General features: G+C 61.7%; 23 protein-coding genes. 11 read left to right on the plus strand and 12 right to left on the minus strand.

Annotated features, from left to right (window positions below; translation table 11 throughout):
• Nucleotides 1-31: 31 nt before the first annotated feature.
• Nucleotides 32-670: a TetR/AcrR family transcriptional regulator gene (locus ACYU8T_RS15445; protein WP_461160162.1), complete on the minus strand. Its 639-nt coding sequence runs from the start codon at nt 668-670 to the stop codon at nt 32-34.
• Between the two features lie 112 nt (nt 671-782).
• Here ACYU8T_RS15445 and pncB point away from each other — a divergent pair, with 112 nt between their 5' ends.
• Both pncB and ACYU8T_RS15455 read left to right on the plus strand, forming a co-directional pair.
• Nucleotides 783-2,087 (plus strand): nicotinate phosphoribosyltransferase, encoded by a 1,305-nt coding sequence (gene pncB, locus ACYU8T_RS15450; protein ID WP_461160163.1) that lies wholly within the window; start codon nt 783-785, stop codon nt 2,085-2,087.
• 97 nt (nt 2,088-2,184) lie between these two features.
• Entirely contained in the window at nt 2,185-2,454 is a 270-nt protein-coding gene (locus tag ACYU8T_RS15455; RefSeq protein WP_461160164.1) for a hypothetical protein, read from the plus strand.
• Between the two features lie 110 nt (nt 2,455-2,564).
• Here the strand turns inward: ACYU8T_RS15455 and ACYU8T_RS15460 are convergent, their stop codons facing one another.
• Both ACYU8T_RS15460 and ACYU8T_RS15465 read right to left on the minus strand, forming a co-directional pair.
• The gene (locus tag ACYU8T_RS15460; RefSeq protein WP_461160401.1) at nt 2,565-3,182 is read right to left on the minus strand and encodes a CC0125/CC1285 family lipoprotein; all 618 of its coding nucleotides are present in this window, start codon (nt 3,180-3,182) and stop codon (nt 2,565-2,567) included.
• Nucleotides 3,183-3,349: 167 nt separating this feature from the next.
• Complete coding sequence (locus ACYU8T_RS15465; RefSeq protein ID WP_461160165.1) at nt 3,350-4,117, minus strand: S8 family peptidase; 768 nt, start codon at nt 4,115-4,117, stop codon at nt 3,350-3,352.
• Between the two features lie 131 nt (nt 4,118-4,248).
• Here ACYU8T_RS15465 and ACYU8T_RS15470 point away from each other — a divergent pair, with 131 nt between their 5' ends.
• Both ACYU8T_RS15470 and ACYU8T_RS15475 read left to right on the plus strand, forming a co-directional pair.
• Nucleotides 4,249-4,614, plus strand: a complete 366-nt coding sequence (locus ACYU8T_RS15470; RefSeq protein WP_461160166.1) for a hypothetical protein — start codon at nt 4,249-4,251, stop codon at nt 4,612-4,614.
• A gap of 65 nt (nt 4,615-4,679) precedes the next feature.
• Complete coding sequence (locus ACYU8T_RS15475; protein ID WP_461160167.1) at nt 4,680-5,984, plus strand: L,D-transpeptidase family protein; 1,305 nt, start codon at nt 4,680-4,682, stop codon at nt 5,982-5,984.
• Here the strand turns inward: ACYU8T_RS15475 and ACYU8T_RS15480 are convergent.
• On the minus strand, nt 5,981-6,832 hold the full coding sequence (locus tag ACYU8T_RS15480; RefSeq protein WP_461160168.1) for an MBL fold metallo-hydrolase: 852 nt from the start codon (nt 6,830-6,832) through the stop codon (nt 5,981-5,983). The two genes, ACYU8T_RS15475 and ACYU8T_RS15480, sit on opposite strands and share 4 nt — an antisense overlap.
• A 111-nt stretch (nt 6,833-6,943) precedes the next feature.
• Nucleotides 6,944-9,184 (minus strand): UDP-galactopyranose mutase, encoded by a 2,241-nt coding sequence (glf, locus tag ACYU8T_RS15485; RefSeq protein WP_461160169.1) that lies wholly within the window; start codon nt 9,182-9,184, stop codon nt 6,944-6,946.
• A gap of 319 nt (nt 9,185-9,503) precedes the next feature.
• Between glf and ACYU8T_RS15490 the strand changes: the two genes are divergently transcribed.
• The 3 genes from ACYU8T_RS15490 to ACYU8T_RS15500 all read left to right on the plus strand — a co-directional run bounded on the left by ACYU8T_RS15490 (nt 9,504) and on the right by ACYU8T_RS15500 (nt 13,577).
• Nucleotides 9,504-11,693, plus strand: coding sequence for a sugar nucleotide-binding protein (locus ACYU8T_RS15490; RefSeq protein ID WP_461160170.1), 2,190 nt, complete (start codon nt 9,504-9,506; stop codon nt 11,691-11,693).
• A gap of 134 nt (nt 11,694-11,827) precedes the next feature.
• Nucleotides 11,828-12,895: a cellulase family glycosylhydrolase gene (locus tag ACYU8T_RS15495; protein ID WP_461160171.1), complete on the plus strand. Its 1,068-nt coding sequence runs from the start codon at nt 11,828-11,830 to the stop codon at nt 12,893-12,895.
• A 148-nt stretch (nt 12,896-13,043) separates the two neighbouring features.
• Nucleotides 13,044-13,577, plus strand: coding sequence for a hemerythrin domain-containing protein (locus tag ACYU8T_RS15500; protein WP_461160172.1), 534 nt, complete (start codon nt 13,044-13,046; stop codon nt 13,575-13,577).
• A gap of 120 nt (nt 13,578-13,697) precedes the next feature.
• Here the strand turns inward: ACYU8T_RS15500 and ACYU8T_RS15505 are convergent, their stop codons facing one another.
• Nucleotides 13,698-14,612, minus strand: a complete 915-nt coding sequence (locus ACYU8T_RS15505) for a ZIP family metal transporter (RefSeq protein ID WP_461160173.1) — start codon at nt 14,610-14,612, stop codon at nt 13,698-13,700.
• Here ACYU8T_RS15505 and ACYU8T_RS15510 point away from each other — a divergent pair.
• Nucleotides 14,602-15,255, plus strand: coding sequence for a glutathione S-transferase family protein (locus ACYU8T_RS15510; protein WP_461160174.1), 654 nt, complete (start codon nt 14,602-14,604; stop codon nt 15,253-15,255). The two genes, ACYU8T_RS15505 and ACYU8T_RS15510, sit on opposite strands and share 11 nt — an antisense overlap.
• On the opposite strand, the gene maiA is transcribed toward ACYU8T_RS15510, so the two are convergent.
• Nucleotides 15,252-15,890, minus strand: coding sequence for a maleylacetoacetate isomerase (gene maiA / locus ACYU8T_RS15515; RefSeq protein WP_461160175.1), 639 nt, complete (start codon nt 15,888-15,890; stop codon nt 15,252-15,254). The genes ACYU8T_RS15510 and maiA overlap by 4 nt on opposite strands.
• Before the next feature lie 16 nt (nt 15,891-15,906).
• The gene (gene phhA / locus ACYU8T_RS15520) at nt 15,907-16,764 is read right to left on the minus strand and encodes a phenylalanine 4-monooxygenase (RefSeq protein WP_461160176.1); all 858 of its coding nucleotides are present in this window, start codon (nt 16,762-16,764) and stop codon (nt 15,907-15,909) included.
• A 343-nt stretch (nt 16,765-17,107) separates the two neighbouring features.
• On the opposite strand from phhA, the gene ACYU8T_RS15525 reads away from it, so the two are divergent.
• Entirely contained in the window at nt 17,108-17,761 is a 654-nt protein-coding gene (locus ACYU8T_RS15525; RefSeq protein WP_461160177.1) for a TetR/AcrR family transcriptional regulator, read from the plus strand.
• Nucleotides 17,762-18,145: 384 nt separating this feature from the next.
• On the opposite strand, the gene ACYU8T_RS15530 is transcribed toward ACYU8T_RS15525, so the two are convergent.
• Nucleotides 18,146-18,955 carry an SDR family NAD(P)-dependent oxidoreductase gene (locus ACYU8T_RS15530; RefSeq protein ID WP_461160178.1) on the minus strand — a complete coding sequence of 270 codons (810 nt, stop codon included), beginning with the start codon at nt 18,953-18,955 and terminating at the stop codon, nt 18,146-18,148.
• 253 nt (nt 18,956-19,208) lie between these two features.
• Nucleotides 19,209-21,323, minus strand: a complete 2,115-nt coding sequence (locus ACYU8T_RS15535; protein WP_461160179.1) for a TonB-dependent siderophore receptor — start codon at nt 21,321-21,323, stop codon at nt 19,209-19,211.
• Between the two features lie 121 nt (nt 21,324-21,444).
• Between ACYU8T_RS15535 and ACYU8T_RS15540 the strand changes: the two genes are divergently transcribed.
• Together ACYU8T_RS15540 and ACYU8T_RS15545 are read left to right on the plus strand one after the other, a co-directional pair.
• On the plus strand, nt 21,445-22,593 hold the full coding sequence (locus ACYU8T_RS15540; protein WP_461160180.1) for a JmjC domain-containing protein: 1,149 nt from the start codon (nt 21,445-21,447) through the stop codon (nt 22,591-22,593).
• A gap of 4 nt (nt 22,594-22,597) precedes the next feature.
• Nucleotides 22,598-23,137 carry a pseudouridine synthase gene (locus ACYU8T_RS15545; RefSeq protein WP_176502290.1) on the plus strand — a complete coding sequence of 180 codons (540 nt, stop codon included), beginning with the start codon at nt 22,598-22,600 and terminating at the stop codon, nt 23,135-23,137.
• 14 nt (nt 23,138-23,151) lie between these two features.
• On the opposite strand, the gene ACYU8T_RS15550 is transcribed toward ACYU8T_RS15545, so the two are convergent.
• Both ACYU8T_RS15550 and ACYU8T_RS15555 read right to left on the minus strand, forming a co-directional pair.
• Nucleotides 23,152-23,523: a polyketide cyclase gene (locus ACYU8T_RS15550; RefSeq protein ID WP_461160181.1), complete on the minus strand. Its 372-nt coding sequence runs from the start codon at nt 23,521-23,523 to the stop codon at nt 23,152-23,154.
• Nucleotides 23,524-23,583: 60 nt separating this feature from the next.
• Nucleotides 23,584-25,194, minus strand: coding sequence for a PAS domain S-box protein (locus tag ACYU8T_RS15555; RefSeq protein WP_461160182.1), 1,611 nt, complete (start codon nt 25,192-25,194; stop codon nt 23,584-23,586).
• Nucleotides 25,195-25,313: the final 119 nt, after the last annotated feature.

Here is a 25,313-nt window from a genome sequence, read left to right on the forward strand (position 1 = left end):
TGGTTTCAAGTCTACCGGCTTTCACGGCCCGTCAGGCAGCCGGTTTCACGAACCGGACAATTTCCTCTGCCATCAAATCCAGGCAGATGTCGGATTGCACGCCAAACTCGCCCCGGGCCACCTCCGCGCACACATGCGCAATCTGATTGAACAACAGCCGCACCTTGATGCGCTGCCGATCGTCTGTGCCTGCCTTGGCAAAGGCATCGACGCCTGATCCCGCCACCAGGTCGATCAGCACCTCGGTATCCGCCAATATTCGGGCTCGAAAGCCAGTTTCGAACAATTGCAACTGCGCGATCAGCGGCGTCACATAGCGATGTTCCAGATGGATACCGACAAAGTCCGCCAACCACTCCCTGACCGCTGACCGATCCTGCCCCGCCAGCAGCGGCAGCCGTTCGAACAAGGCTCGCGTCTGCGGCACCGTCTCCTCATAGATGGCGCTGGCAAGCTCCAGCTTCGATTCAAAATGCGAATAGAAAGTGGCCCGGCTGACTCCAGCCGCGCCCAATATGTCGTCGATCTTCGCATCGACATAGCTCGCTTCGGCAAACACCTGCCGTGCCGCCCGGATGATCCCGTCGCGCGTCGCCGCTCGCCGCCGCTCCAGATAGGCCGCACGACTGCTAGCGGGCTTTTCCGCCATGTCCTTGGCCAAAATTGTCATCCTGCCACTTCACTCCTCCAAGCGCGGATCAATGATGCGGCACATTGCCGATGGGCACAAGAAAATGGATCCCCGGAACCGCCTTGGCCGTTGACCCCCGACAGGATGGCCCATGGTTTTCACGGACATAGCGACCCGCACCTATAATCATAATTGGCGGCTGGATCCCATCGTCCGCAGCCTGCTCGACACCGACTTCTACAAGCTGCTGATGCTCCAGATGATCTGGCGTCTTTATCCGGACGTCGAAGTCACCTTCCAGCTCATCAACCGCAGCCGCTCGGTCAGGCTTGCCGACAGCATCGACGAAGGCGAACTCCGCGCGCAGCTCGACCATGCCCGATCGCTGTGTTTCGCGAAAAAGGAACTGATCTGGCTCGCAGGCAACAGCTTCTATGGCAAGACGCAGATGTTCAGCCCGGACTTCATCGCATGGCTCGCCGACTTCCGCCTGCCCGACTATGAACTGAGCGGGGCGGACGGCGAATATCAGCTGCGCTTCACCGGCCCATGGACGCATGCGACCATGTGGGAAATTCCCGCGCTCACCATCATCAACGAACTGCATTCCCGCGCGGCGATGAAGGATCGCGGGCGCTTTGCCCTGGACGTGCTCTATGCCCGCGCCAAGGCCAAATTATGGGAAAAGGTGGAAAGGCTAAGCCGTCTGCCGAACCTCGTCATATCGGACTTCGGCACCCGGCGCCGCCATGGTTTCCTGTGGCAACGCTGGTGCGTGGAAGCCTTGAAGGAAGGTCTCGGGCATCGCTTCATCGGCTCGTCCAATGTGCTGCTGGCGATGGACGCCGACCTTGAGGCAATCGGAACCAACGCGCACGAACTGCCGATGGTGCTGGGGGCCTTGGCGGACAGCGATGAAGCATTGGCAGCGGCACCCTATCGCGTCCTTCAGGATTGGCGGGCCCTTTATGGCGGCAACCTGCTGATCGTGCTGCCCGATGCATTCGGCACCGCTGCCTTTCTGCGCGACGCGCCGGACTGGGTCGCGGACTGGACCGGCTTCCGCCCCGACAGCATGCCGCCGATCGAGGGCGGGGAGCAGATCATCCGCTGGTGGCGCGACAAGGGGCGCGACCCTCGCACCAAGCTGCTGATCTTCTCCGATGGCATGGATGTCGATGCGATCGAACAGACCTACCGGCATTTCGAAGGTCAGGTGCGGATGAGCTTTGGCTGGGGCACCAACCTCACCAACGACTTCCGGCAGTGCGCACCATTTCCAGGCGACGGACTCGACCCGATCTCCCTCGTCTGCAAGGTGGTGGAAGCAAATGGAAGGCCCGCCGTCAAATTGTCCGACAACCCTGAAAAAGCGACGGGCAACGCGGCGGAAATCGCGCGCTATCTCCGTGTCTTCGGCGACACCGGCAGGAAACAGGCGCCCGTCACCGTCTGAACGCCGATGGCATTAACCCACTATTGTCAAAAGCCTGTTCCCCGGAACAGCCGCGCCCATGGCCGGTTGCTTGCCATGCCAGAACAGGAGAGATGAAGTGCCAAAATCCCTTCCCATCATGATCATCGCCATGGGCGTCGCGGCCTGCGCTCCGTCGGACCAGGCCGATTCCGGCGACTCCACCTTCGCGCCCAGCAACACCACGGTTGGGACAGTTCCTGACGGTATTCCAGGCGAAGGCGCCGGGAGCGCCATGACCGATGGCGAGACAAGCACGCGGGGCGCCGTCTCCGGCACCGATGCCCCAACCAGTGCCAGGGGATCTGCCGGCACGTCCGCGCCCGGACAAAGCGGCTCTGGCCGCTGACGCCTGCGGTCGCATGCACGGAATTGAGCCTTGGACCGTCGGTGGGTCCAAGGCTCAACCATATTCATCAACCCGCCGCGCCCCCTGCGGCCATCATCCAGGCAGCCTGGTCACGTAGGGCGCATTATATTGGGTCCGAGATTTCGTAGAACCTCGCTGGCATCAAAGGCGCGAACGTCATTCATTGGCTTGCGCCCACGGCCCATGACGATCTCGGCCGTCGCCTCATAACGATCCACGGTGCGTACATCGATGCTGTTGTCCCAAAAAGGATCGCCCCAGAATGGGTCCCAGGTCCGCCAGCCGAACCCACGGCCATAATAGCGCCACGACGGGCCCCAATAGCCGTACATGCCCGAACTGAACGGCCGGTCCACATAAGTCCTGCTGCGCCGTTCCGTCGCCCGGTCGGCCATGACGAACCAGTCATATCCCTGTTGCCGCGTCAATTCGGCGGCCCGATACAGCAGATAGCGCTCAACCGTGTCACGCGAAGTCATGCTGTTGCCGGAAAATGTGACCCTGAACCGGTTCGCTTCCACCTGTTCATCGGAAAAGCCGCCGGTCACCGATCCACGTTCCGCCAAAGGCTGATAGGGAGTCGCCGTCGTACACGCGGTGAGTGCGAGCATGCAGGCGCTCGCCAATGTCCATCCTCTTCCTTGGGTCACTTCATGTGCCCCTTTTACAGATGAGAGGATGCGGCTTGTCGAACCGGCGCAAAACACCGGCCTCCAGATCATTGTCGAATAACAAGGGGATGAAGGACAACATCGACAAGCCGCCTCAATTCCATCTCACAGGATTATAATCGGCGCCCCAAGCATTTTGTTCCTGATCAAGTCAATTTAGACGAAGCTTGCCTCAATAACGGCCAAAAGAAGCTGATATGGCTTCAGGAAATCCCGTTGGCGGTCCGGGAGGAAGCCCGAACCTGCCCGATGGTCCGCAACAATCGTGCAGTCTCGATCGGCGCGGCGAAGGATGTGCCCGTGCCACGCACCGCGCTTCCATCGGCAGCGGCCGTGGGCACTTTGACGCCAGGCTGCCAGACATAATTATAGTCGCGCGGCGTAGGTCCCGGCCGGTTCGTGCCGCTCCACGGATGGCCCGCGCCGTCCAACGCGCCAACCAGCACGGCAGCGGGAAAAGCCTCACGCGCAGGGGCGAGATTGCCGGGATGATCCCATCCCTCATTGCCCGCGGCCAGCACGACCTTGATCCCCTTCGCTCCGGCCTCCCGCACGGCTGCCGTAATGCCGTCATCCTGGCCCAGCGCGAGCGAGATGTTGATGGCGTCGACCCTCAGCGCCGTGGCCTTCCGGATTGCGGCCGCGACCGGCGCAGGATCATTCTGGCAAGGCGGGCTGACATTCGCCGGGCATCCTTCAGGATCATCAATGCGAATGGATATGATCCCGACATCGCGCCCAGCGGCGCGGGCGAGGATCGTCGCGACCATCGTGCCATGATCATAACGCGGATGAAATGGCGCCCTCGCCGGGCGCGCCGCCACGTCATATTCCGCGACCAGCAGCGGCGCGAGTTCGGCGGTCATCGCAACACCGCTATCGATGATCGCCACGGTCGGCCGTTCCACCGGCAGCGTCGCCGCGGACCCGCAAGCGAAGGCTGCGACGAGCAGCAATGTCCGGAATGTCAAGAAGCCCCCCAACCCAAACGTAAGCGTAACAATTAAACGCGTAACTCAAGTTAAAACAAATATTCATGCGCGGAACGACAGTGTAACCACCTCGTTTCCCCGGCCCCACCCAAGTAGAGGGAATCTATGATATGTTGAAAAGACTTGCAATAGTCGGCGCGCTCGGCGCTCTGACCGCAGGCGGAATTGCGTTGGCGCAGAATGCAGGCACCACTAGCGGGAGTGGCAGCGGCAGCGGTACGGCGCAATCCGGAACTTCAGGCACGATGAGCGGCGGCACCAGCGGCACGACCTCGTCGGGATCGACCGGGACAATGGGTAGCGGCAGCTCGACCGGCTCGACAAGCGGCACCAGCGGCACCTACGGTTCAGGCCAGGCTGAAAGCAGCACCGGAACGACCGGCAGTGGCTCGATGAGCGGCGACCAATATGGCACGACCGGATCAGACAGCAGCACTGGCGGCTCGGCGGTATCGCGTGCTGGAGAACGCGGCTGACAGCCAGAACGGATGACGCCGCTGCCGTAACGCCGCGACCAGGCGGCAGCGGCCCGTCCGCTTCAATGCCAAGGACACAAATCGCCGGGATGTGCATCGGCGCGCTGGCGGTTGCTGCACTTCTGGGCTTTCGAAGCGACAGCCCCGCGATCGGCCATGCGCCCACAGCCGGTACGCCCGCGATAATATTGGAAGGCGCAGCGGCAGATGCTGCCGCAATCCAGCAATTTTACCGCGCCCGCGCTCACCGTCCCTTCTGGACGGATGCGGCTGCGGACATGTTCCGGCGCGTGCTGGCGAATGCAGGCGAAGACGGCCTCGATCCCGAAAGCTTCAGTGCGGCCATAACCGCCACACGGCAGAAGGGGATGGATCGCGAAATCCTGCTGACGCAAGCCCTGCTCAACTATGTCCGCGCCCTCCGCACGCCCTCTGAAAGCAACCGGGTCTTCTATGTGGACGCCGGTCTCGCGCCGCAAACCAGCGCCGACACCTTGCTCCGCGCAGCCGCCGATCCGCCTTCCGCCACAGCCTACCTCGCCCAGGTCCGGCAGATGCACCCGCTCTATGAGCGGCTACGCAAGGCGCTTGGCGACTATCGCCGCACCGGCATCAATCCGACAAGGCTCCCCAATCCGGATTATGAGCAGGCCCTCCTCATCAACATGGACCGGCTCCGCGCCCTTCCCGCTGATCCGGGCCGCCGCTACATTCTTGTGAACAGCGCATCGGCCAAGTTGATCATGGTTGAAAACGGCCAAAACGTGGGCGAAATGCCCGTCATCGTGGGCCGCAAGCAGCATCAGACGCCGTCGCTTGCCGGGCTGATCCGCTTTTCCGTCCGCAACCCCTATTGGAACCTCCCGCCTGATCTCATCCAGGCTCGGGCAGCCCGTATCGCTTCGGACGGCCCCGCCCTTCTGGAACAGGAGCGGTTGGAACTGCTGTCGGGATGGGGCGATGACGCCCGCATCCTCCAGGCCAACGAGGTAGACTGGCCGGCGGTTGCAGCGGGCACCGCCAAGCTGCGCGTGCGGCAACTGCCGGGTCCGGATAACATGATGGGCGCGGTCAAGTTCATGCTGCCCAACCGGCTCGGCATCTATCTGCATGACACACCCGCCAAGCAGAATTTCGCCCGCAAGGATCGTCTGCTGAGTTCCGGCTGCGTCCGCGTGGCGGACGCAGAACGCCTCTACACCTGGCTCATGCACGGCAAAGCCATGGGCGCGGTCAACGCCACCGAACTGCGCGTCCCCCTTCCTGAATCGGTGCCCGTCTATATCCTCTACCTGACCGCCTTTCCCGACGGCGGCAGCGTGGTCCTTCAGAATGACGGCTACGGCCGAGATCCTTCGCGGCGTAGCTAGAGCAGCCGCCCCGCCGTTGCACGGTCGAACTCCACCCGGTCATGCGCGCAGAGGATGGATAGCTCATGCCGCTGCTCGATGGATAATCGGCGCAGGCGATCCTGATTTTCCAATCGCGCCCGCCGATCGACCTCCATCATATTCTGGTAAGCGCGCAGGCCCGGCGTGCAATGCCTCGCCGCCCCTCGCATCTCACCCCTGTAGAAATAGGCGTCTCCCGCATGCAGCAGCCAGCGGCCACCCGACTGGATCGCAATTCCCGCATGGCCCCAGGTGTGGCCCGGCAAGGGGACCATCAATATTTCAGGCGGCAATCCTTCCAGATCGCGCACGGCGTCGAACCCGAACCATCTCTCTCCGCTTGCGCCGTAGCGCCGCCATTGCCGGACGTCATTCCACTGCGCTGGCCGGTAACGGTTGCGCGTGACAAAGCCACGGCGCGGGCCAGTCGCTGACCTGTATTCGGCATCCATCACATGGATCTGCGCCTGCGGGAAATCCTCCAGCCCACCGGCATGATCGAAATCGAGATGCGTGAGCAGGATGTGCCGCACGTCGGACGGGGAAAGGCCGATCCGTTCGATCTGCCGATATGCTGTCTCCTCCTCCTTCAACTTGATGTTGAGAAGGGCGCGCATCGTGCGGGTGATACGGGAATGGGAGCCCGCATGGGGATGATGAACATCCCGCAATCCATAGCCCGTGTCGATCAAAACCAAGCCATGGCCGTCCGTTTCGACCAGCAGGCAATGGCACACCAGCCGCCCTGTCAGGCCATGGCTGGTCCCATCGAACAGACTGCCGCCCAGCGGGCAATCCGTGCCGCAATTAAGATGATGGATACGCATTGCAGCTCCCATGTCATCGGGCAGCGCTTTTGAACGAGCGGAGCGTGATCCGATCAGAGAGAAATCGGATCACGCTCCGGCCGCATCCCCGGCAACAGCGGCGGGGAGCAGCTAAGCCGCGCCCGATGAAGGCCTTAGTTCAATGGCTGCCGGGACAACCTGCTCGCGGATCTGGCGCTGGGCCATCTTGCGGTAGGTGGCCAACGCCTGCCCGACGACCTGATCCATATTATAATAGCGGTAGGTCGCGAGACGTCCGACGAAGCTGACGTCCGGCTGCACCATCGCCAATGCTTCATAGCGTTTGAACAGCGCCTGGTTCTCCGGCCGGGGGATGGGATAATAGGGGTCCCCTTCTGCAGCCGGATATTCATAGGTGATGCTCGTGCGGGGGGACTGCTGCCCGGTCAAATGCTTATATTCCGTGATCCGGGTATATTCGGTCGCGGGCGACGGGTAATTGACCACCGCAACCGGCTGGAACTGTGCCTGGTCCAGCTGCGCATGCTCGAACTGCAAGGACCGGTAGGGCAGCTTGCCGAAACGATAGCCGAAATATTCGTCGATCGGCCCTGTGAATACCAGATGATCATGCGGATAGGCATCGCGCGCCTCGCAATAATCGACACCCAGCAGGACATCGATATTCGGATGGTCCAGCATGCGCCCGAACATCCGCGTATAGCCTTCCAGCGGCATTGCCTGGAACTTGTCGGTGAAGTAGCGATCGTCGGTATTGGTCCGCGTCGGCACGCGCGACGTTACCGCCTTGTCGAGTTCCGACGGGTCTAGCCCCCACTGCTTGCGCGTATAGCCTTGGAAGAATTTCTCATACAGCTCCCGGCCGACAGCCGATATCACCACATCTTCCGACGTGCGGACGACCGATACGGGTTCCGCCTGCGCGGCCAGGAAGGCCGCCGCATCCTCTTCCGTCTTGAGGTCAAGGCCGTAGAGCATGTTGAGCGTCGTGCGGTTGATCGGCATCGGCACCAGCATGCCATCGACGGCCGCCAGCACCCGATGCTCATAGGGCCGCCACTTGGTGAAGCGCGATAGATAGCTGAATATCTCCTCGCTGTTGGTATGGAAGATGTGCGGCCCGTACCGATGGATCAGCACTCCATTGGCATCATATTCATCGAAGGCATTGCCGCCGACATGCGGGCGCCGGTCGACCACCAGCACCTTCTTGCCGCCATCGGCCGCCAGCCGCTCCGCCATCACCGCGCCGGCAAAGCCTGCGCCCACCACCATCACATCATAATGATGCGACCGGCTGCTGCTCCAGGACGTGGGGGAGACGATCGGATGAGCGTGGACGCTGCGCGACAGCGCATCCTTGATCAGCCTGTCCATCTGCTGGAAGCTCTTGTCCCAGGACATGCCCGCAAGCAGCTGGTCCGCTTCCTTCAGCCACTGCCCATTGCCGCGCGCCAAGGCCAGCGCCTCGTCACAGGCGGCGATGAAGCCTTCCCCGCGCGGCGCGATCTTCACCGCTTCGATGTCGCCATAATGGCGGATCACGTCCGCGATCGGCGTGGACACGACCGGCTTGCCAGCAGCCAGATATTCGGGCGTCTTTGTCGGACTGATGAAGCGCGTCGCGTCGTTGATGGCAAAGGGCATCAACGCAACGTCCCATCCCGCGACGCAAGCGGGCAAATCCTCATAGGACCGGCCGCCAAGGAAGCGCAGATTGTCGCGGCGGGGCAGATCATCCTCGCTGATCTTCACCACCGGACCGATGATCTCCAGCACCCATTCCGGCCGCGCATCCGCCAGCGCGGCGAGCAGCTCCACGTCCATCCGCTCATCGACCACGCCATAGAAGCCAAGGCGCGGGCGCCCATCGTCATTGGCCGGGCGGGCAAGGCGCGCCTTCGCGAAATGCTGGGCATCGACGCTCGACGGGAAGGGATAGACGGCGGGATGCTTGTCCCGCTTCGCTTCATACAGGCTGTAGCCGCCGGTAAAGACAAGGTCCGCCTGCGACAGCAACCGCTGCTCCAACGGCAACAGTTCGGGCGGCGCACCCTTGAAATTGGCAAGCTCGTCCATGCAGTCGTAGATGATGCAGTCCGCCATCACATGTTCGGAAAAGGGCAGCATCATCGGCGTATAGTACCAGCGGATGAACGGCCCCGGTTCCCCGGCGAGATAAAGGTCGAGCAGCTGCTTCAGAACCTCGCACTCCTGCTCCCTGGGCAGCCCGGCGGGCAGCTGCGGCGTAACCACCGTGACCCCTGTTTGGGCGCAGGTTTCGACATGCAGGTCGGGCGCCTTCAGCTCAGCGACATGGTTGGGCTCCTCCCAGAACAGCACCTGGGAGTGTGCGGCAAAGCGGCTCATCAAATGCTGCGGGCGCTGGAATACGAAATTCCAACGAAGATGACTGAAGCAGATTAACGTATGAGCGCCGGGTTTGGGACTTGGTCCTGTTCCATGCCGAGTGGACGAATGGGGCGGGACCATAAGCGCGTACCTTTCTGGATGATGAATGCAGACACAACCCCGGGAGTAGCTTACGCGTTCCTGCCCTGCCGCTGATATAAGTTGGCGGAAGGATGCTATTTAGAGGCATCCACTTGAACGGCTGGACCGTTTCGACCTACTCGGGGGCACCGTCAGAACCGCTTCCTCTTCCAAAAGCCATCAGAGGGGATCCGAAATGACCAAATTTCCGCAGCTATGGGGCGGCCTTGAGTGCACCGTGAACCGGGTGCACGAACATTATGGCGATCAGATCCGCCTGAGCGGCCATCAGGATCGGCTGGAGGATCTCGACCGCTTCGCCGAACTCGGCATAAAGGCGATCCGCTACCCTGTGCTCTGGGAACGGACCAGCCCGGATCATCCCGATCAATGCGATTGGGCGTGGAGCGACCAGAGGCTCTCCCGCCTGCGCGAACTCGGCATCCGGGTCATCGCGGGACTCATCCACCATGGCAGCGGGCCGCGCTATACCAGCCTCGTCTCGGACGATTTTGCCGAAGGTTTGGCCACTCATGCCCGCCATGTCGCCGAACGCTATCCCTGGATCAAAGACTGGACGCCCGTCAACGAACCCCTGACGACCGCGCGCTTTTCGGCGCTGTACGGGCATTGGTATCCGCATCTGCGTTCCGAACGCGACTTCTGGCTGGCGCTGCTCAATCAGGTCGATGCCACCCGCCTGTCGATGCGGGCCATCCGCCGCATCAACCCTGCTGCACGCCTGATCCAGACGGACGACCTTGGCCGCACCTACGCCACCGCCGCGCTCCGGGATCAGGCCACATTCGACAATATGCGGCGCTGGACCGGATGGGATCTTCTTTGCGGAAAGATCGACCGCAGCGATCCCTTCTGGAAACGCATCGCGGCGTTCGGGCTCGAACATCGGCTGCAAACGATCCTCGACGATCCCTGCCCGCCCGACGTGATCGGCATCAACCATTATCTCACCAGCGACCGCTTCCTCGATCATCGCCTGCAACGCTATCCCCGGCATCTGCATGGCGGCAGCGAGACGCAGCTTTACGCGGATGTGGAGGCAGTGCGCGTGCTCGATCCACCTTCGCAGGGGCTCGAAGGCGCGCTGCGCGAAGCGTGGGAACGCTATCGCCTGCCGGTCGCCATCACCGAAGTGCATAATGGCTGCACCCGCGAGGAACAGCTTCGCTGGATGGCGCAGGCATGGGACATCGCAACCCGTCTCAATGATCAGGGCGTGCCGGTGGAAGCGGTGACCATCTGGTCCCTTCTCGGCAGCACCGGCTGGAACACGCTTCTCACCCGGCCGGGCGTCTATGAGCCGGGCGTCTGGGACGTGAGCAGCGGCCAACCTCGTCCAACCGCCATGGCTTCCCTGGTGAAAGCGCTGGCGACCAAGGCCGCTCGTCCGCCTGTCACGACAGAAGCGGGCTGGTGGCATAGGCCCGTCCGCATGGTTCATCCGCCTGTTCAACGGCCCGCGCCGATCACGCAGCACATCGCCGGTTCTCGCGGTCCAACATCGCCTCAACCCCTGCTCATCTGTGGTGCGACGGGCACCTTGGGACAGGCGATGGCCCGCGCCTGTTCGCTCCGCAACATCCCCTTCATCCTTACGAGCCGTCAGGATCTGGACCTCTCCGACCGCGCCAGCATCGGCGCGGCGCTGGAAAGGCTGCGCCCCTGGGCAGTGGTCAACGCCGCCGGATGGGTGCGGGTCGACGAAGCAGAAACTGAGGAATCCGCCTGCATGCTCGCCAATGCACTGGGCGCCATCGCGCTTGCCGAGGCCTGCGAGCGTGAAGGCATCCCGACGCTCTCCTTCTCCAGCGACCTCGTTTTCGACGGCACCAAAGGCACTGCCTATCTCGAGAGCGATGCCGTCTCCCCTTGCAACAGCTACGGGCGCAGCAAGGCGCGGATGGAAGCAGGCATCGCGGAGCTTTCCGGCCAGCACCTGATCGCGCGCACCGCAGCCTTCTTCTCTCCCTACGACCAATATAATTTCGCGACTGCTGTCGTCTCGGCGCTTGCACGGGGCGAGGAATTTCACGCGGCGTCTGATCTTGTCGTCTCACCGACCTATGTGCCGCATCTGGTGACGGCATCGCTCGACCTGCTGATCGACGGAGAGGCGGGCCTTTGGCACCTCACCAATGGCCAAGCTCTTTCCTGGGCCGATTTCGCAAAAAGCATCACTGAAATATGCGGCCATGACCCCTCACGCGTCCATGCCGTCGCTCATCACGTTTTCGGCTGGCCCGCCCCCCGTCCCGCCAACGTCGCGCTCGCCACGGCCCAAGGTCCGCAGCTTCCCTCGCTCCTTTCGGCCATGGAACATTTTGCCCAGCATTTCCGGGAACAATCGATGCAAAACGCCGCTTAAAAATCGATCGGAATCGATCGAAAATTCCACTTACTCATATCCAGTTAACCCTCTTGTTCTAAATTAGCGGGGTTCGTAGTGGCGCGCCATTAAAGAGCCGTCGAATCGGACGGGGGTCGTGAGCGGGTACAGTTATGAGTGAACGTTGGACGCCGGAAGCGGCACATGCTTGGTTCAAGGCTCAACCTTGGTTGGTTGGCTGCAATTTCACACCATCCAATGCGATCAATCAGTTGGAGATGTGGCAGGCGACCACCTTCGACCTGCCGACCATCGACCGCGAACTCGCCTTGGCGGCGTCGGTGGGCATGAACTCGGTTCGTGTCTATCTGCATGACCTGCTGTGGCTGGAGGATGCGCAAGGCTTCCTCGACCGCATCGAGGCCTTCCTTGGCGTCGCCGACCGCCACGGCATCCGCACGATGCTGGTGCTGTTCGATTCCTGCTGGCACCCCGAACCGGCGCTTGGGCCTCAGCCCGAACCGCGCGAAGGCGTCCATAACAGCGGCTGGGTGCAATCGCCCGGCATGCCGACGCTGATGAACGCCGACGAACATGATCGTCTGGAAGCCTATGTCCGGGGCGTCGTTGGCCGCTTCGGCCAGGACCCGCGCGTACTCGCCTGGGACATCTGGAATGAGCCCGACAATGGTCCTGAAGTCGCGCTCTGCGATCCCGTCGCGTTGCAGGCCAAGGCTGATCTCGTCGTGCCGCTGCTGGTCGAAGCATTCGGCTGGGCGCGGCAAATGAATCCGATACACCCGCTCACCAGCGGCATCTGGCTTGGCGACTGGTCCGCGCCTGACCTGCTGAGTCCGATCCAGCGGACCCAGACCGGGAATTCGGATGTCATCTCCTTCCACAACTACGGCATCGCCGAAGATTTCGCACAGCGCGTGAAATGGCTTAAGACCATGGGCCGTCCGCTGCTTTGCACCGAATATATGGCGCGGCCGGCGGGCAGCACCTTCCAGGCGATCCTCCCCGTGGCGAAGGAGCATGAAGTCGGCACCTTCTGCTGGGGCCTGGTCCGTGGCAAGACGCAGACGCATCTGCCATGGGACAAGTGGGAAAACCCCAACATCGATGGTCTGAAGGAACGCTGGTTCCACGACATCTTCCATGAGGACGGCACGCCTCATGACGAAAATGAGGTGGAGTTCCTGCGCCTGATCAGCGAACTGGACAAGATCGCGGCCTGACGGGGCCGCGCATCCGCCTTTGCAATCTGGGTTAGCGGCGGCGCGCTTTGCCGCCCGGCCCCGGAACCCTGCGAAGCCTGCGAGGATTGCTGGAATGTCAGGCCGTGCCTTTTTGCACGGCCGATCCGTTCAGCAATAGGAGCATGCAATGTCCGTTCTCGACAGGATCGTCGCGGCAGTCACGCCGCCGGAATCCGAGGAAGATCGTGCCGAAGCGCGGCAGAAAGCGCGTGCCGCGGCAGCGCCCGGCGACTGGCTCGACCAGATACTGCAACATCATCAGCAGATAGAGGCCGCCTTCTCCGAAGCAGAAGCCGCCGCCGATGCGCAGAGCCGGACGAGTGCGCAAAGAAAGCTCGCCGCCCTGCTGACGAGCCATTCCAGCGCTGAAGAAGCCGTCATCTACCCTCAACTGTCCAAAGACCATAAAAGCCATATGGCCATGGCCTACGAAGAACAGCAGGCCGCCAAGGTCCAACTGGCGCTCCTGGAAGAACTCGATCCGCTCAGCCACGACTGGCAGGAAAAGCTTGAGCATATCAAGGGCGCGGTCGCTCATCACGTCTATGAAGAGGAAAATGACCGCTTCCTTCATCTGAAGGACGAGCTACCCCCCGCCGATCAGGATCGGATGACCGCGCGCTATCGCGAGGAAATGTCGCGCTACGATAGCGAACTCTGACAGCGCTCCGCTGCAAGGCGGGCGGGCGCCCACCTGGGCATGATCATGTTCGAATAATCGTCACCCCGGACTTGATCCGGGGTGACGGAAAAGCAACTCGGATATGATGCTTCCCATATCTCATCCGCCCATCTTCGAAAGCACGAACGCCAACAGGAATCCCGCGACCGCGATCAGCCCTGAAAATTCATGCGTCTCTTCGGTCGCTTCCGGTATCATGGTATCGACCAGCATCGCCAGGATCGCGCCAGCGGCGACCGCCATCGTCGCCGCGATCACCTCATTGCCCGCGTCGGCCAGCACCACATTCCCGATCAGCGCCGCAAGCCCCGACGCCAACGCGATCCCGCCCCACACCAGGAAGATATAGGCAGGCTTGCGCCCGGCCTTCTTCATGCCCGCGGCGCTCGACAGCCCCTCGGGCACGTTGGACAGGAACACGGCCGCAACCGCTGCCATGCTGACACCTCCTCCTTCCAGCAAGCTGACGCCGATGACGATGGACTCCGGTATCCCATCCAGCAGCGCGCCGATCGCGATGGCCATGCCCGATCCCGCATCGGCCGATTGCTGGCTCTGATCCGGGTTGGAGCCTGACCGCTTCCGATGCATCGCCCCATTCCGCGTGACCAGAATGTTGGCGAAGGTATAAGCGGCCGCCCCAGCCAGAAAGCCCAAGGCGGCGGAATCGAACCCGCCCTTTGAATAAGCTTCGTCCATCAGATCGAACGCAACTGCAGAGATCAGCACCCCCGCGCCCACCGCCATGATCGCCGCGATCAGCCGCTGCGGCAGGGCAACCAGATATCCGACCATCGCTCCCAGAAGCAGCGCGGAACCGCCAACCAGTCCCCAGAACCCCGCCTGCAGCGCCATCCAGCTCATATGCACCCCATGATGGCGCCGTGCCATGCGACCATGACAACCCGCATCCGTCCGGATCGGTTGCGTACCGATCGCGCCATTCGACTTTGACGGTTCGAAGAGGTAATTTCCATGCACCGATGCCAGCCGGAGTTGAAGGATGACCATCACCATCACCGCCTTCGAACGATCCCCCGATCGCGGCCGGGGCATGGCGCGCGACATGCGGGTGCGATGGGCGCTGGAAGAGGCTGGCCTCCCCTACCAGGTCAGGCTCCTCTCCTTTGCGCAGATGAAACAGCCCGGCTACCTCTCCTCCCAGCCCTTCGGCCAGATCCCGACCTATGAGGAAGATGGCCTCACCCTCTTCGAATCCGGCGCGATCATCCTGCACATCGACGACCGGCATGGCGGCCTCTGGCCTGCGGACCTCCATGGCCGCGCCCGCGCCACCGCCTGGATGTTCGCCGCCCTCAACACGGTCGAACCGCCGATCCTTGAACGGGAAATGCCCAAATATCTCGAACGCGACGAAAGCTGGTATGAAGCACGCATGCCCCTCCTCGATGCGCGCGTGAAGCAGCGCCTGTCGGAACTTTCCAACTGGCTCGGCGACCGCGATTGGCTGGAGGGCGACTTCAGCGCCGGAGACCTGCTGATGGTCACCGTCCTGCGCAGGCTCACCGGGTCAGGGCTTCTCAAACTCTACCCCAATCTTCCACCCTATATCGCCCGCGCCGAACAGCGCCCCGCCTACCAGCGCGCCTTCGCCGATCAACTCGCCGTCTTCAACAAGTCCGAACAGACGGCCTAATCCGCGTCCGGCTGCCGATCCGGATGCGCCGCCTGCACGGCGGGCAGCGCCAGCGCAGCCTCACCCGCCGCCATCAACCTTGGATAGGGCGACAGGTCGACCCCGAACCGCTGCGCACTATAAAGCTGCGGCACAAGATAGCAGTCGGCCAATGTCGGCGCGCGCCCAAAGGCGAACCCCGCCCCATGCCGCGCCACCAACTGCTCCAGCGGCGCAAAGCCCTCCGCGATCCAATGCCGCACCCATAGCTTCACCTGATCCTTGGACGCCCCGAATTGGCTCTGCAACCGATTGAGGACTCGCAGATTGTTAATCGGGTGGATGTCGCATCCGACCAGCGCCGCCATCGACCGCACCACCGCGACCTCATCCGCATCCCTTGGCAGCAAAGGCGGATCGGCCCATTTGCTCTCGATCCATTCCAATATCGCCGGACTTTCGATGAGCGTCCTGCCGCCCACCTCCAGAGCGGGCACCAGGCCATGCGGCGCGATCGCAAGATAATCGGCGCCCCGCTGCTCCCCCGCGCGCAGGTCATGGCTGACCTGATCATAGCCAATGCCTTTAAGGCTAAGCGCGATGCGAACACGATAGGCCGCCGACGATCGCCAATATCCGTGCAGCGTTACGCGCATGCTCACGGCTGCTTCGTCAGGCTTTGGATCTGGCATAATCCTGTGTTCCCCGGTTGAAGACATGATCCTCGTCGATGATCTCGTCCGCCTCTATGGTGCTTTCCTGCTTCAACTCTTCATAAAGTGGCGCGAAATCCATCTCGACAGTCTGACGCAGAAGATCATCGAAACTGTCGATCACGAAATAGGACTGCTGGTAATCGTCGATCCGATATTTGGTCCGCATCAGCCGCTTGAGGCCGAACCCGATGCGATTAGGCGACGGATCATCCAGCGCGAACAGGGACTCGCCATAGGACGAAACGATCCCCGCGCCGTAAATCTTCAATTCCGCATCCTGCCGGATCAGCCCGAACTCGACCGTATACCAATAGAGCCGCGCTAGCTTTTCGATCGCACCCAATCCATCCGCACGCAGCCCACCCTCGCCATAAGCCTGCATATAATCGGCGAAGACCGGATGCGCGAGCAGCGGCACATGACCGAACACATCATGGAATACGTCCGGTTCCTGAAGATAATCCAGCTGGTCGGGCCTGCGGATGAAGCGCCCCGCGACGAAGCGCCGGTTCGCCAAATGCTCGAAAAACACATCGTCCGGCACCAATCCCGGCACCGCGACCACTTGCCAGCCGGTTCTCTTCATCAACCGTTCGGACAGGTCCTCGAAGTTCGGAATGCCCGGCTTCGCGATGCGCAATATGTCCAGCCCGTCGATGAACTCCTTCACCGCCCTTCCCGGCAGCAGGGCGGCCTGCCGCGCGAACAGCGCATCCCAGACGGCATGATCCTGCGGCGAATAGCTGTCCCAATCCTGTGGGATCGTCCAATCCTCCGCAGCGCCTGCGGGGCGATCGACAGTGAGTCCGGTCATGGCCTCTTATCGCACAAAAACCGCGCGATGTGGTTCCAATATCGGCCGCAATGACCGGAATGACGAAACACGCAAATCGCCATGGCCTTGGCCGATGAAAGAATCTCATCACATCGCCGGTTCGGCCCGTCCCCGCCAGTGGCTGATCTTCTCGGGAACTATCAACGGCTTAGCATGTTTCCCTTTCCGGACGCGGCCCGCGCACGGTTTCCCGGGGGCGGCCTGCGACCGTCGGAGCGTCCCGTCCCGCCTTCTGGGGCAAGGCGGGACGCTTTTTCTCGTACAGCTGGGCCTTGCGCTCCGCCCGCGATCAAGCCAAGCCATCACCATGCACCAGGGGAAAATGCGAAGCGGCGCGGGCCGTCCGCGCGCGGCAGAGCTTCAAGAACGCGCCGAAACACTGCTCCAGGCGGCCGAACAAGCGCTGATCGAACTTGGCTATGAACGCGCCACGCTGACACTGATCGCTCAGCGCGCCAGCGTTTCCAAAAAGACCATCTATGCCAAATATGGCGGCAAGCCCGGACTGCTGCGCGCCGTTCTGGACCGGATCGCGGACAGGCACATGGCTGCCGACCTGCGCCTGCTCGACCGGGACGATCCGGTAGAGGGCCTCTATGAATGGGCCCGCATGATCATGCGCAGCACCCGGACCAAAGCCGCGCATGCCGTGACCGCGATCAGCATGCGCGAAGGCTTGCGCTTCCCCGAGTTTCGCGATGCCATGGGTGAGGCACGAACCGCGCGCCAGCAGGCGCCGCTCCGCGCCTATCTGGAACGGCTTCAGGAACGCGGCCTGATCCGTACCATTGATTGCGAGGAGGTCGCATCGATGTTCCTTTGGCTATTGTCGCAGGACATGGTCGATGCTGTCTCGGCAGGCACGGCCGAGCCCCTGACCGAGGAACAGGCCGATGCAAAGGCCCTCCGCGTCGCGGAACTGATCGCACGGGGCCTGATGCCCGTCGCGGACAACGCTCGTACGCGTCCGGGCTGAGCCTTCCCAAACGCAGGGCCGCTGGCTGTCGCATACAACATCGCAATGTCTGAATGTTTGTCACCCCGGACTTGATCCGGGGTCCCGCTTCCTCCGATGCTGCCCAAGCATCACAACGGGGAGTCAATCCTGAGGGTGACGCAAAACGCCTGACGCGAGTCCCTTAGTGTAAGACGGTCACGCCTCGACCCAAGCGCTAAGGCTCCCACCAGTCAATTGATGGCTGCGAGCCCGCCACGGATCAACAGCTCAACTTGCGCAGAAGCGAAGACCAACAATATTAGCTCTGCCTTCAGGCCAACGCCCGCCCATGACAACAGCAAACAGCACAAAAATCTTGAAACATGACAAGGGGCAGCCTCGGCCGCCCCTCATCAATCCCGCTTAATATTGACGGCCGAGCCCACCGTCATGATAGATCGATGCGCCAGTTACGAAGCGTGACTCATCCGATGCCAGATAGACAAAGGCATGCGCCGCATCTTCCGGGAAGGCTTCGATGCCGAGCGGACACATTTTCACAAGTTCCTGAATACCCGCCTCGGCGGATTCATAAAGGCCCATCTGTGCATAGCCCTCATAGCCTTCCCTCAGCAGCGGCGTGGTCGTCTGCCCCGGATGCACCGAATTGACGCGGATGCGCTTGGGGCCGAATTCGATCGCAGCGCACATGGTCAGCATGCGCTGCGCCGCCTTGGACACATGATAGCTCAGATTATTGGCATTGGGCATGTGGGACGCCATCGACACGGTGTTGACCACCGATCCGCCGCCGGGAAAGCGCTTCACCGCTTCCGCCAGTGCAGGGGCGCAATGCTTGATGCCCAGGAAACCGCTATCATGGTTGACCGCCATGACCTTGTGCAGGTCTTCCAGCGACGTGTGCTCGATACCGCCGTGGATGGAAATGCCGGCATTGTTCACCAGCACGTCGATCGCGCCATATTCGGCCATGACCGACGACACCAGCTTGGCCCAGTCGGCCTCCTGCGTCACATCCTGCGCGACGAGCTTGAACCGGCCAGCGCCATGCTTGCCCTCCATCTCGCTGCTGACCGCATCTTCGGTCCGCAGATCGGTGGCGATCACGGCTAGCGCACCTTCCCGCAGAAATGCGTCGCACACCGCCGCGCCGATATTACCCTGACGGCCCGCGCCTGTGACGATCGCGACCTTGCCTTCCAAACGCGCCATTATTCCTCATCCTTTCCCATATTTCGCAAAATGGGTATCGGTGAGTTCCATAATGAGTCAAGGCCAGATTAGCACAGTAGCCCCTCCCGCACGCGGGACGGGCCTACCTCACTGCTCCCCTCCCGCAGAGCGGGAGGGGCTGGGGGTGGGCATGATTGCGCCAGCAATCGCTCACAACGCTCAAAGGTCAAAAGCTCGCTACCGCTCGCCCCACCCCTAACCCCTCCCGCCTGCGGGAGGGGAACAGGCGAGATCAGAACCGATAACTGACCGTCCCCATCACATTACGAGGCGCGCCCACGAAACAATCACCGCGCGCCAGGCAGGACGCGAAATACTGCTTGTTCAGCAGGTTGGTGGCATTGACCGCAAAGCGCCAATCCTTCCAGCTGATTTCCGCCAGAGCATCGACCAAGGTGTAGCTCGGCGTCACCAGCGTCCAGGCCGAACCGATGGAGGTGCGCTTGCCGGTATAGTTGACGCCCGCGCCGAGCCGCAGCTGCGCGCCATCTTCCAGGCCGAACGTCTTCGTCGTCCACAAGGACGCCGTATGACGCGGCAGATAATCGAAGGTCGCCGTATCGTGCGACACCAGCTTGTTATAGCCGTAATTGGCCAGCAGTTCGAAATTGCCGGGCAATTGGTGGCTTGCTTCGATCTCGATGCCCTTGCTGGTGATCTCCCCGGACTGCGTGATGGAGCCAGCCGAGCCATAGATGATGCGGTTGATTTCCTTGATATGGAAGCCGGTCACCGTGATCAGCGTGTTGCGTTCAGGCTGCCACTTGAAGCCAACCTCATATTGCGTCCCGCGCTGCGGCCGGGCCGGGCTGCCGCCATCGACCGTCATCGCGATCGGCAGGAAGCTTTCGGTATAGCTGAAGAAGGGCGAGAAACCCGCACCCACTTCGCCGATGATGCCCGCACGGAAGGTGGTCGCCTTGTCCCTGACCGCCGTTCCCGAAGTCGTCACCCGGTCGCGCCGCGCGCCCAGAACCACCGAGACGCGGTCCCAGAAGCGGATCTGGTCCTGCACATAAATGCCAAGCTGCTTTTGTGAAGCGTAGGCAAATGGACCGCTCGGATCATAGGTCTGCAGCGCGTCATAATCGATGTCGTAAATGTCGATCTTTTCGACATTATCCAGCGTGAAATTTCCGTCTGCGTCATAGAAGCCTGGCGTTACAGCTGCTCTCTTGCCGACCTTGTTCCAGCTATAATCAACGCCGACGAGCAGCTTATGCTCGATATTGGCGCCGGTATTGAACTTGAACTGAAGATTATTGTCCGTCGAAAACACGTTCATACGCGCATCGCTGGCATCGGCTATCAGGCCGATGGTGCGGCCATAAGTGCCGTAAGGCGCGTACGGCAAAAACGGGTCAGTCGGGTTGGTATAGCTGTCGGCATAATGGGTGAAATATTCGACATTGCTGTCGATATACCGCGCCTTGACGTTCAACTGCACATTGTCGCCAAAGCGCTGGGTAAGCGATCCACCGCCCTGCAGGGTGCGACCATCATAGCGATCCCAACCCGGCTTCCCCACGAACAGGAACGGGTCCAGCTTCTCACCGTTGTTCGGGTTTGGCCGGAAGGTGCCGACGACGGGCAGGAACTGCGACGTCGATCCGCTCTTGTCCTTCTGGTACAGCCCCTGCAGCACCAGATCGGTGTCCGGCGTCGGCTGCCAGCGGACGGACGGGGCGAACATCACCCGGTCGTCCCGCACATGATCGACATAGGTGTCCGCGTCGCGCACCCTGCCGACCGCGCGCACCGCCAGCGTATCGGACAGTGCCACATTGACGTCGCCCATGGCTTCCTTGCGGTCATAGCTGCCATAGACGATCGACGCTTCGCCGCCGGTCTGGAAGGTCGGCGTCTTGGAAACCAGATTGACGAGGCCGCCGATCGATCCTTGTCCGAACAGCACCGATGCCGGTCCGCGCACGATCTCGACTTGCGAGAAATTATAGGGGTCGGACGTGATGCTGGCATAATAGCTGAAAATGTCGCGCATGCCGTCGCGGAACTGCAGCGCGTCGATCCCGCGGATGACGAAATTGTCGACGCGCGTGTCGCGGCCATAGGCGTTGGCGGTGACGCCTGCGGCATATTTAACCGTATCGCTGATGCTGATCGCGCCTTGCGACAAATAGGTGCGCTCGCTGATCACCGTGACAGGCTGCGGCACTTCCAGCGGCGGCGTCTCGGTCTTCGTCCCCGCGCGGGCCGTGACGATGATTCCCTGTTCGCTTGCGCTCGCCTCACCGGCGGCGGGCGCCGCGTCCTCTGCCATGGCCGGATATGTCAGAGCCAGCACGGACAGCGCCACGCTCAGCTTCAGGATTGTGTGATTCGTCATATCTGTTCCCCCAGGGATCGCTCGTTGCGGGCGCTGCTAATGACATTGCGACCGATTTTCAATAGCACGGATCGCAAAAGTGGCTTTTGACACCCGCCCCCAATCCCCCCATGTGCACCCCATGCATCGCAAAAACTTTTCAATTGACGATTTCCTTCACGACTTCTGGCAAAAACGCCCCCTCCTCATCCGCAATCCATGGGACAATTGGCACAACCCGCTCGACCCGGACGAACTCGCCGGCCTCGCCTGCGAAGAAGGCATAGAATCGCGCCTGATCACCGGACCAGCCGGTAAACTGACGGTGGAAAGCGGCCCCTTGCCGGAAACCAGATTTGGCGAACTGAGAACCAGCCCCTGGACATTGCTGGTGCAGGCCGTGGACCATCATGTCCCCCACGTCGCTGCACTGATCGAACCCTTCCGCTTCATACCCGGCTGGCGCATCGACGATGTCATGGTGAGTTACGCCACCAACGGCGGCGGCGTCGGCCCTCACTATGATCAATATGACGTCTTCCTGATCCAGGGCCTCGGCCGGCGGCGCTGGCGTGTCGGCCCGCGCTGCGATGCTTCGACGCCTTTGCTTCCCCATGACGATTTGCGCCTGATCCGGGATTTCAACGCCGAGGAAGAATGGATTTTGGAGCCCGGCGACATGCTTTACGTGCCTCCCGGCTTCGCGCATGACGGCGTCGCTCTCGTCGATGATTGCATGACCTATTCGATTGGATTTCGCGCCCCTTCCCGCGCCGACCTCGTCGAAGGCTGGAGCGCTCATCAGGCCGATGGCATGACGGAGGAAGATCGTTATGCCGATCCCGACCTCATCCTCCAGTCCAACCCGGGAGAGATCAGCCCGGCGGCCCTCGACCGCATGCATGCGATGGTGATGGAAGCGCTGAGCGATCGCGACGCCTTCGCCCGCTGGTTCGGGCTTCACAACAGCCTACCCAAATATGCCGACGCCGACTGGCGGCCGGAGGAACCAATCGCTCCCGATGAAGTGCAGGCGCTGCTGGCCCAAGGCGCCACGCTCAGCCGCAATCCGGCAAGCCGTTACGCCTTCATCCGGCAAGGCCCCTCCGTCCTGCTGTTCGTCGATGGTCATTGCTTCGACTGCGGCGAAGACACCGCGCCTCTCGCGGAAAGGCTATGCTCCGTCTCCACCGTCGCGCCAGATCCAAAGCTTGCTCAAGCGGCCGGAGCGATCGCCCTTATCAAGGCACTGATCGACCAGGGCAGCCTCGCCTTCGATGAGGAGGATTGATCCTGTGACGCTGATCCTCTTCAACAAGCCCTATGGCGTGCTCTGCCAGTTCACGGATGACAGCACGGGTCCGCCGCGTCCAACGCTTGCAAGCTTCATCGACAGGCCGGGCGTCTATCCTGCGGGGCGGCTCGACCTTGACAGCGAAGGCTTGTTGCTGCTGACCGATGACGGGCGATTGCAGGCGCGGATCGCCAACCCGCGCTTCAAGATGCCCAAGACTTATCTGGTGCAGGTCGAAGGCGACCCTTCCGATGCGGCACTTGAGCCATTAAGGCGGGGCGTAAAGCTGAAGGACGGGCTCACCCTGCCCGCTGAGGTCGAGCGGATCGATACGCCAGACCTATGGCCACGCGATCCGCCAGTCCGCTACCGCAAGAGCGTGCCCGATTGCTGGCTCCGCATCACGATCCGGGAGGGACGGAACCGGCAAGTCCGGCGAATGACGGCCGCGGTGGGGCATCCAACACTGCGCCTGGTGCGATGGCAGATCGGCGACTGGACATTGGATGGCATTGCGCAGGGCGAATGGCGCGAGGCCTGATGCGCCCGCCCTGATCAGGCCTCCACCAGCCTCTTCAAGCTTTTGAGATCACGGTTGACCCACTTGATGTCGGCGGCAAATCGCTCGTCATCCATGCCGGGCTGGCGAAACAGCGTCAGCATGACTTCCGCGCCTTCGCCATTCTGCACCACGCGCAAGGGGACATGAACCTCTTCACCGCCACCCAAACCCACATAATGGTCCATGACCCCAAGGTCGTTGTGAGGGGTGAAGCGGATGCGCACAGGCCCCTCCGCGCCGTCGGCCAACCAACTGTCCCCATCCTGGCGCAGCGCCGATTCCGCCAGGCCAGAGGCCCACTCGGGGAAAAACTCCGGTCGCCAGATCTTCTCATAGAGAGCGCGCCATTCCTGTTTTATCGACACGCTGAACGTCCGGGCTGGTAGCACGATGGTCTCCTGTAACAGTGCGGCGCCCTATACTCCCTACCCTGCCAAAGGAAGAGAAATGGACCAGCGCACGCCGCCGGAGCGGAACTCCAGCCTGGTTTCAGCGCCCAGGCGATAGGCAAGCGCGTCCTCGATCAACTCGCGGCCAAATCCCTGACGCGAAGGATTGACGGAGATGGCGGGCACGCCTCTTTCAGCCCAGCACAGGTGAAGCTTGGATGCCCCCCCATCATCCATTTCGACGTGCCAGGAGATATTCAGGCGCCCGTTCGGAGCCTTCAGCGCTCCATATTTCAGCGCGTTGGTCGTGAGTTCGTGGAATGCCAATCCCAATGTCTCGCCGATCTTGGAACTCAGGGCCACGTCCGGACCCTCGATCTCGACCGCCGGACCATCATGGACGCCTACGCTCAGCAGTTCGTCCCTGATGAGATTTTCCAGATCCACCGTCTGATCGACACTGCTCGTGACGATCACCTGCGTACGCGCCAGTGCGTCCAGCCGTCCGACGAAATGATCGACCAGATGATCGATATTCTCGCTCGTCTCCGCAGTGCTTGCGAACATCGAGCGGACGACCGTCAGCATGTTGCGAACCCGATGCTGGAGTTCAGCGACCAGCACACGCAGGCGGTCCTCGCTTTCGCGCAGCTCCTTCTCGCTCCGGCGCTGTTCACTGATGTCCTGGAATAGCACGGCGACGGTCTTGTCGTCGGGGTTGCCCACCTGAAAGGCGAAGAGATTGAACGTCCGCCCATTAAGTGCCTGCGAGTCTTCCTCGAACCGGAGGCTTTCGCCCGTCTCCGCGACATGCGCGTAGATATCGACCCATTTGGGTTCGATCGCCGGTTGCAGTTCCCGCATGGTCCGGCCCACGGCATTGCCAAGCCCGTTATGCTTTTCGAACGCCGGATTTACTTCCAGGAAGCGCCAATCGACCGGGCGGCCCGCTTCGTACAGGATCTGGATGATGCAATAGCCCTCATCCATCGAATTGAAGAGATCACGATATTTTAGCTCGCTTCTCCTCAAGGCAGTCTCCGCCCGGGCACGCTCCACGGCAATAAGCGTCCGCTGGGCCGTCTCCTCGATAATCGAGATTTGGGCAGGCACGCCATCGCCGACATCCTCGGCATAGCCCACGCGCGCCGCGCCCAGATATTCGCCAAGCAACCGCTGGGCGAATTCCTGAACCTCAACCGGCTCTGCCAGATCGCGCAGCCCTTCGCTAAGGTTCAGCAAAAATGCCTGCCGCTCCTCGGCTGCGCGCCGCGCGGTGACATCGCGGCCGATGCAATAGGCGAGACCGTCCGCTTCCCGGACCGCGGCGTGCCACGAAATCCAACGGTAGCTGCCATCCTTGCACCGAAGCCGATGCTCAAATTCGAACAACGAAGCCCCGCGATCAAGGTCAGCGCTTGCTGCCTGTGTTCGCTCCAGATCGTCAGGATGTACCAACGGTGCAATAAGGTGACCGATCAGATCGGATTTGCTCCACCCCAAGATACGCTCAAAAGCCGGATTGACGCTGCGCCACGTCCCGTCGTCGGACGAAGCGGTAGCGAGCATGTCCACGGACAATTCGAAGAAATGCTGAAATACTACAGCAGCGTCCGAAGACATATTCTCATCAACCAAATGCGTCATCCATCATATCAACATTGTCGCAGCTGCGGCAATCGGCAACTTCTGTAACCCAAGGTAGTGGCTCAGCGTCGCAGGCACTCCAACGCGCGCGACGCACATTCTGCCTCCCTCCAGAGCTT

The sequence above is a fragment of the Sphingobium sp. TomMM35A genome (assembly GCF_054771735.1).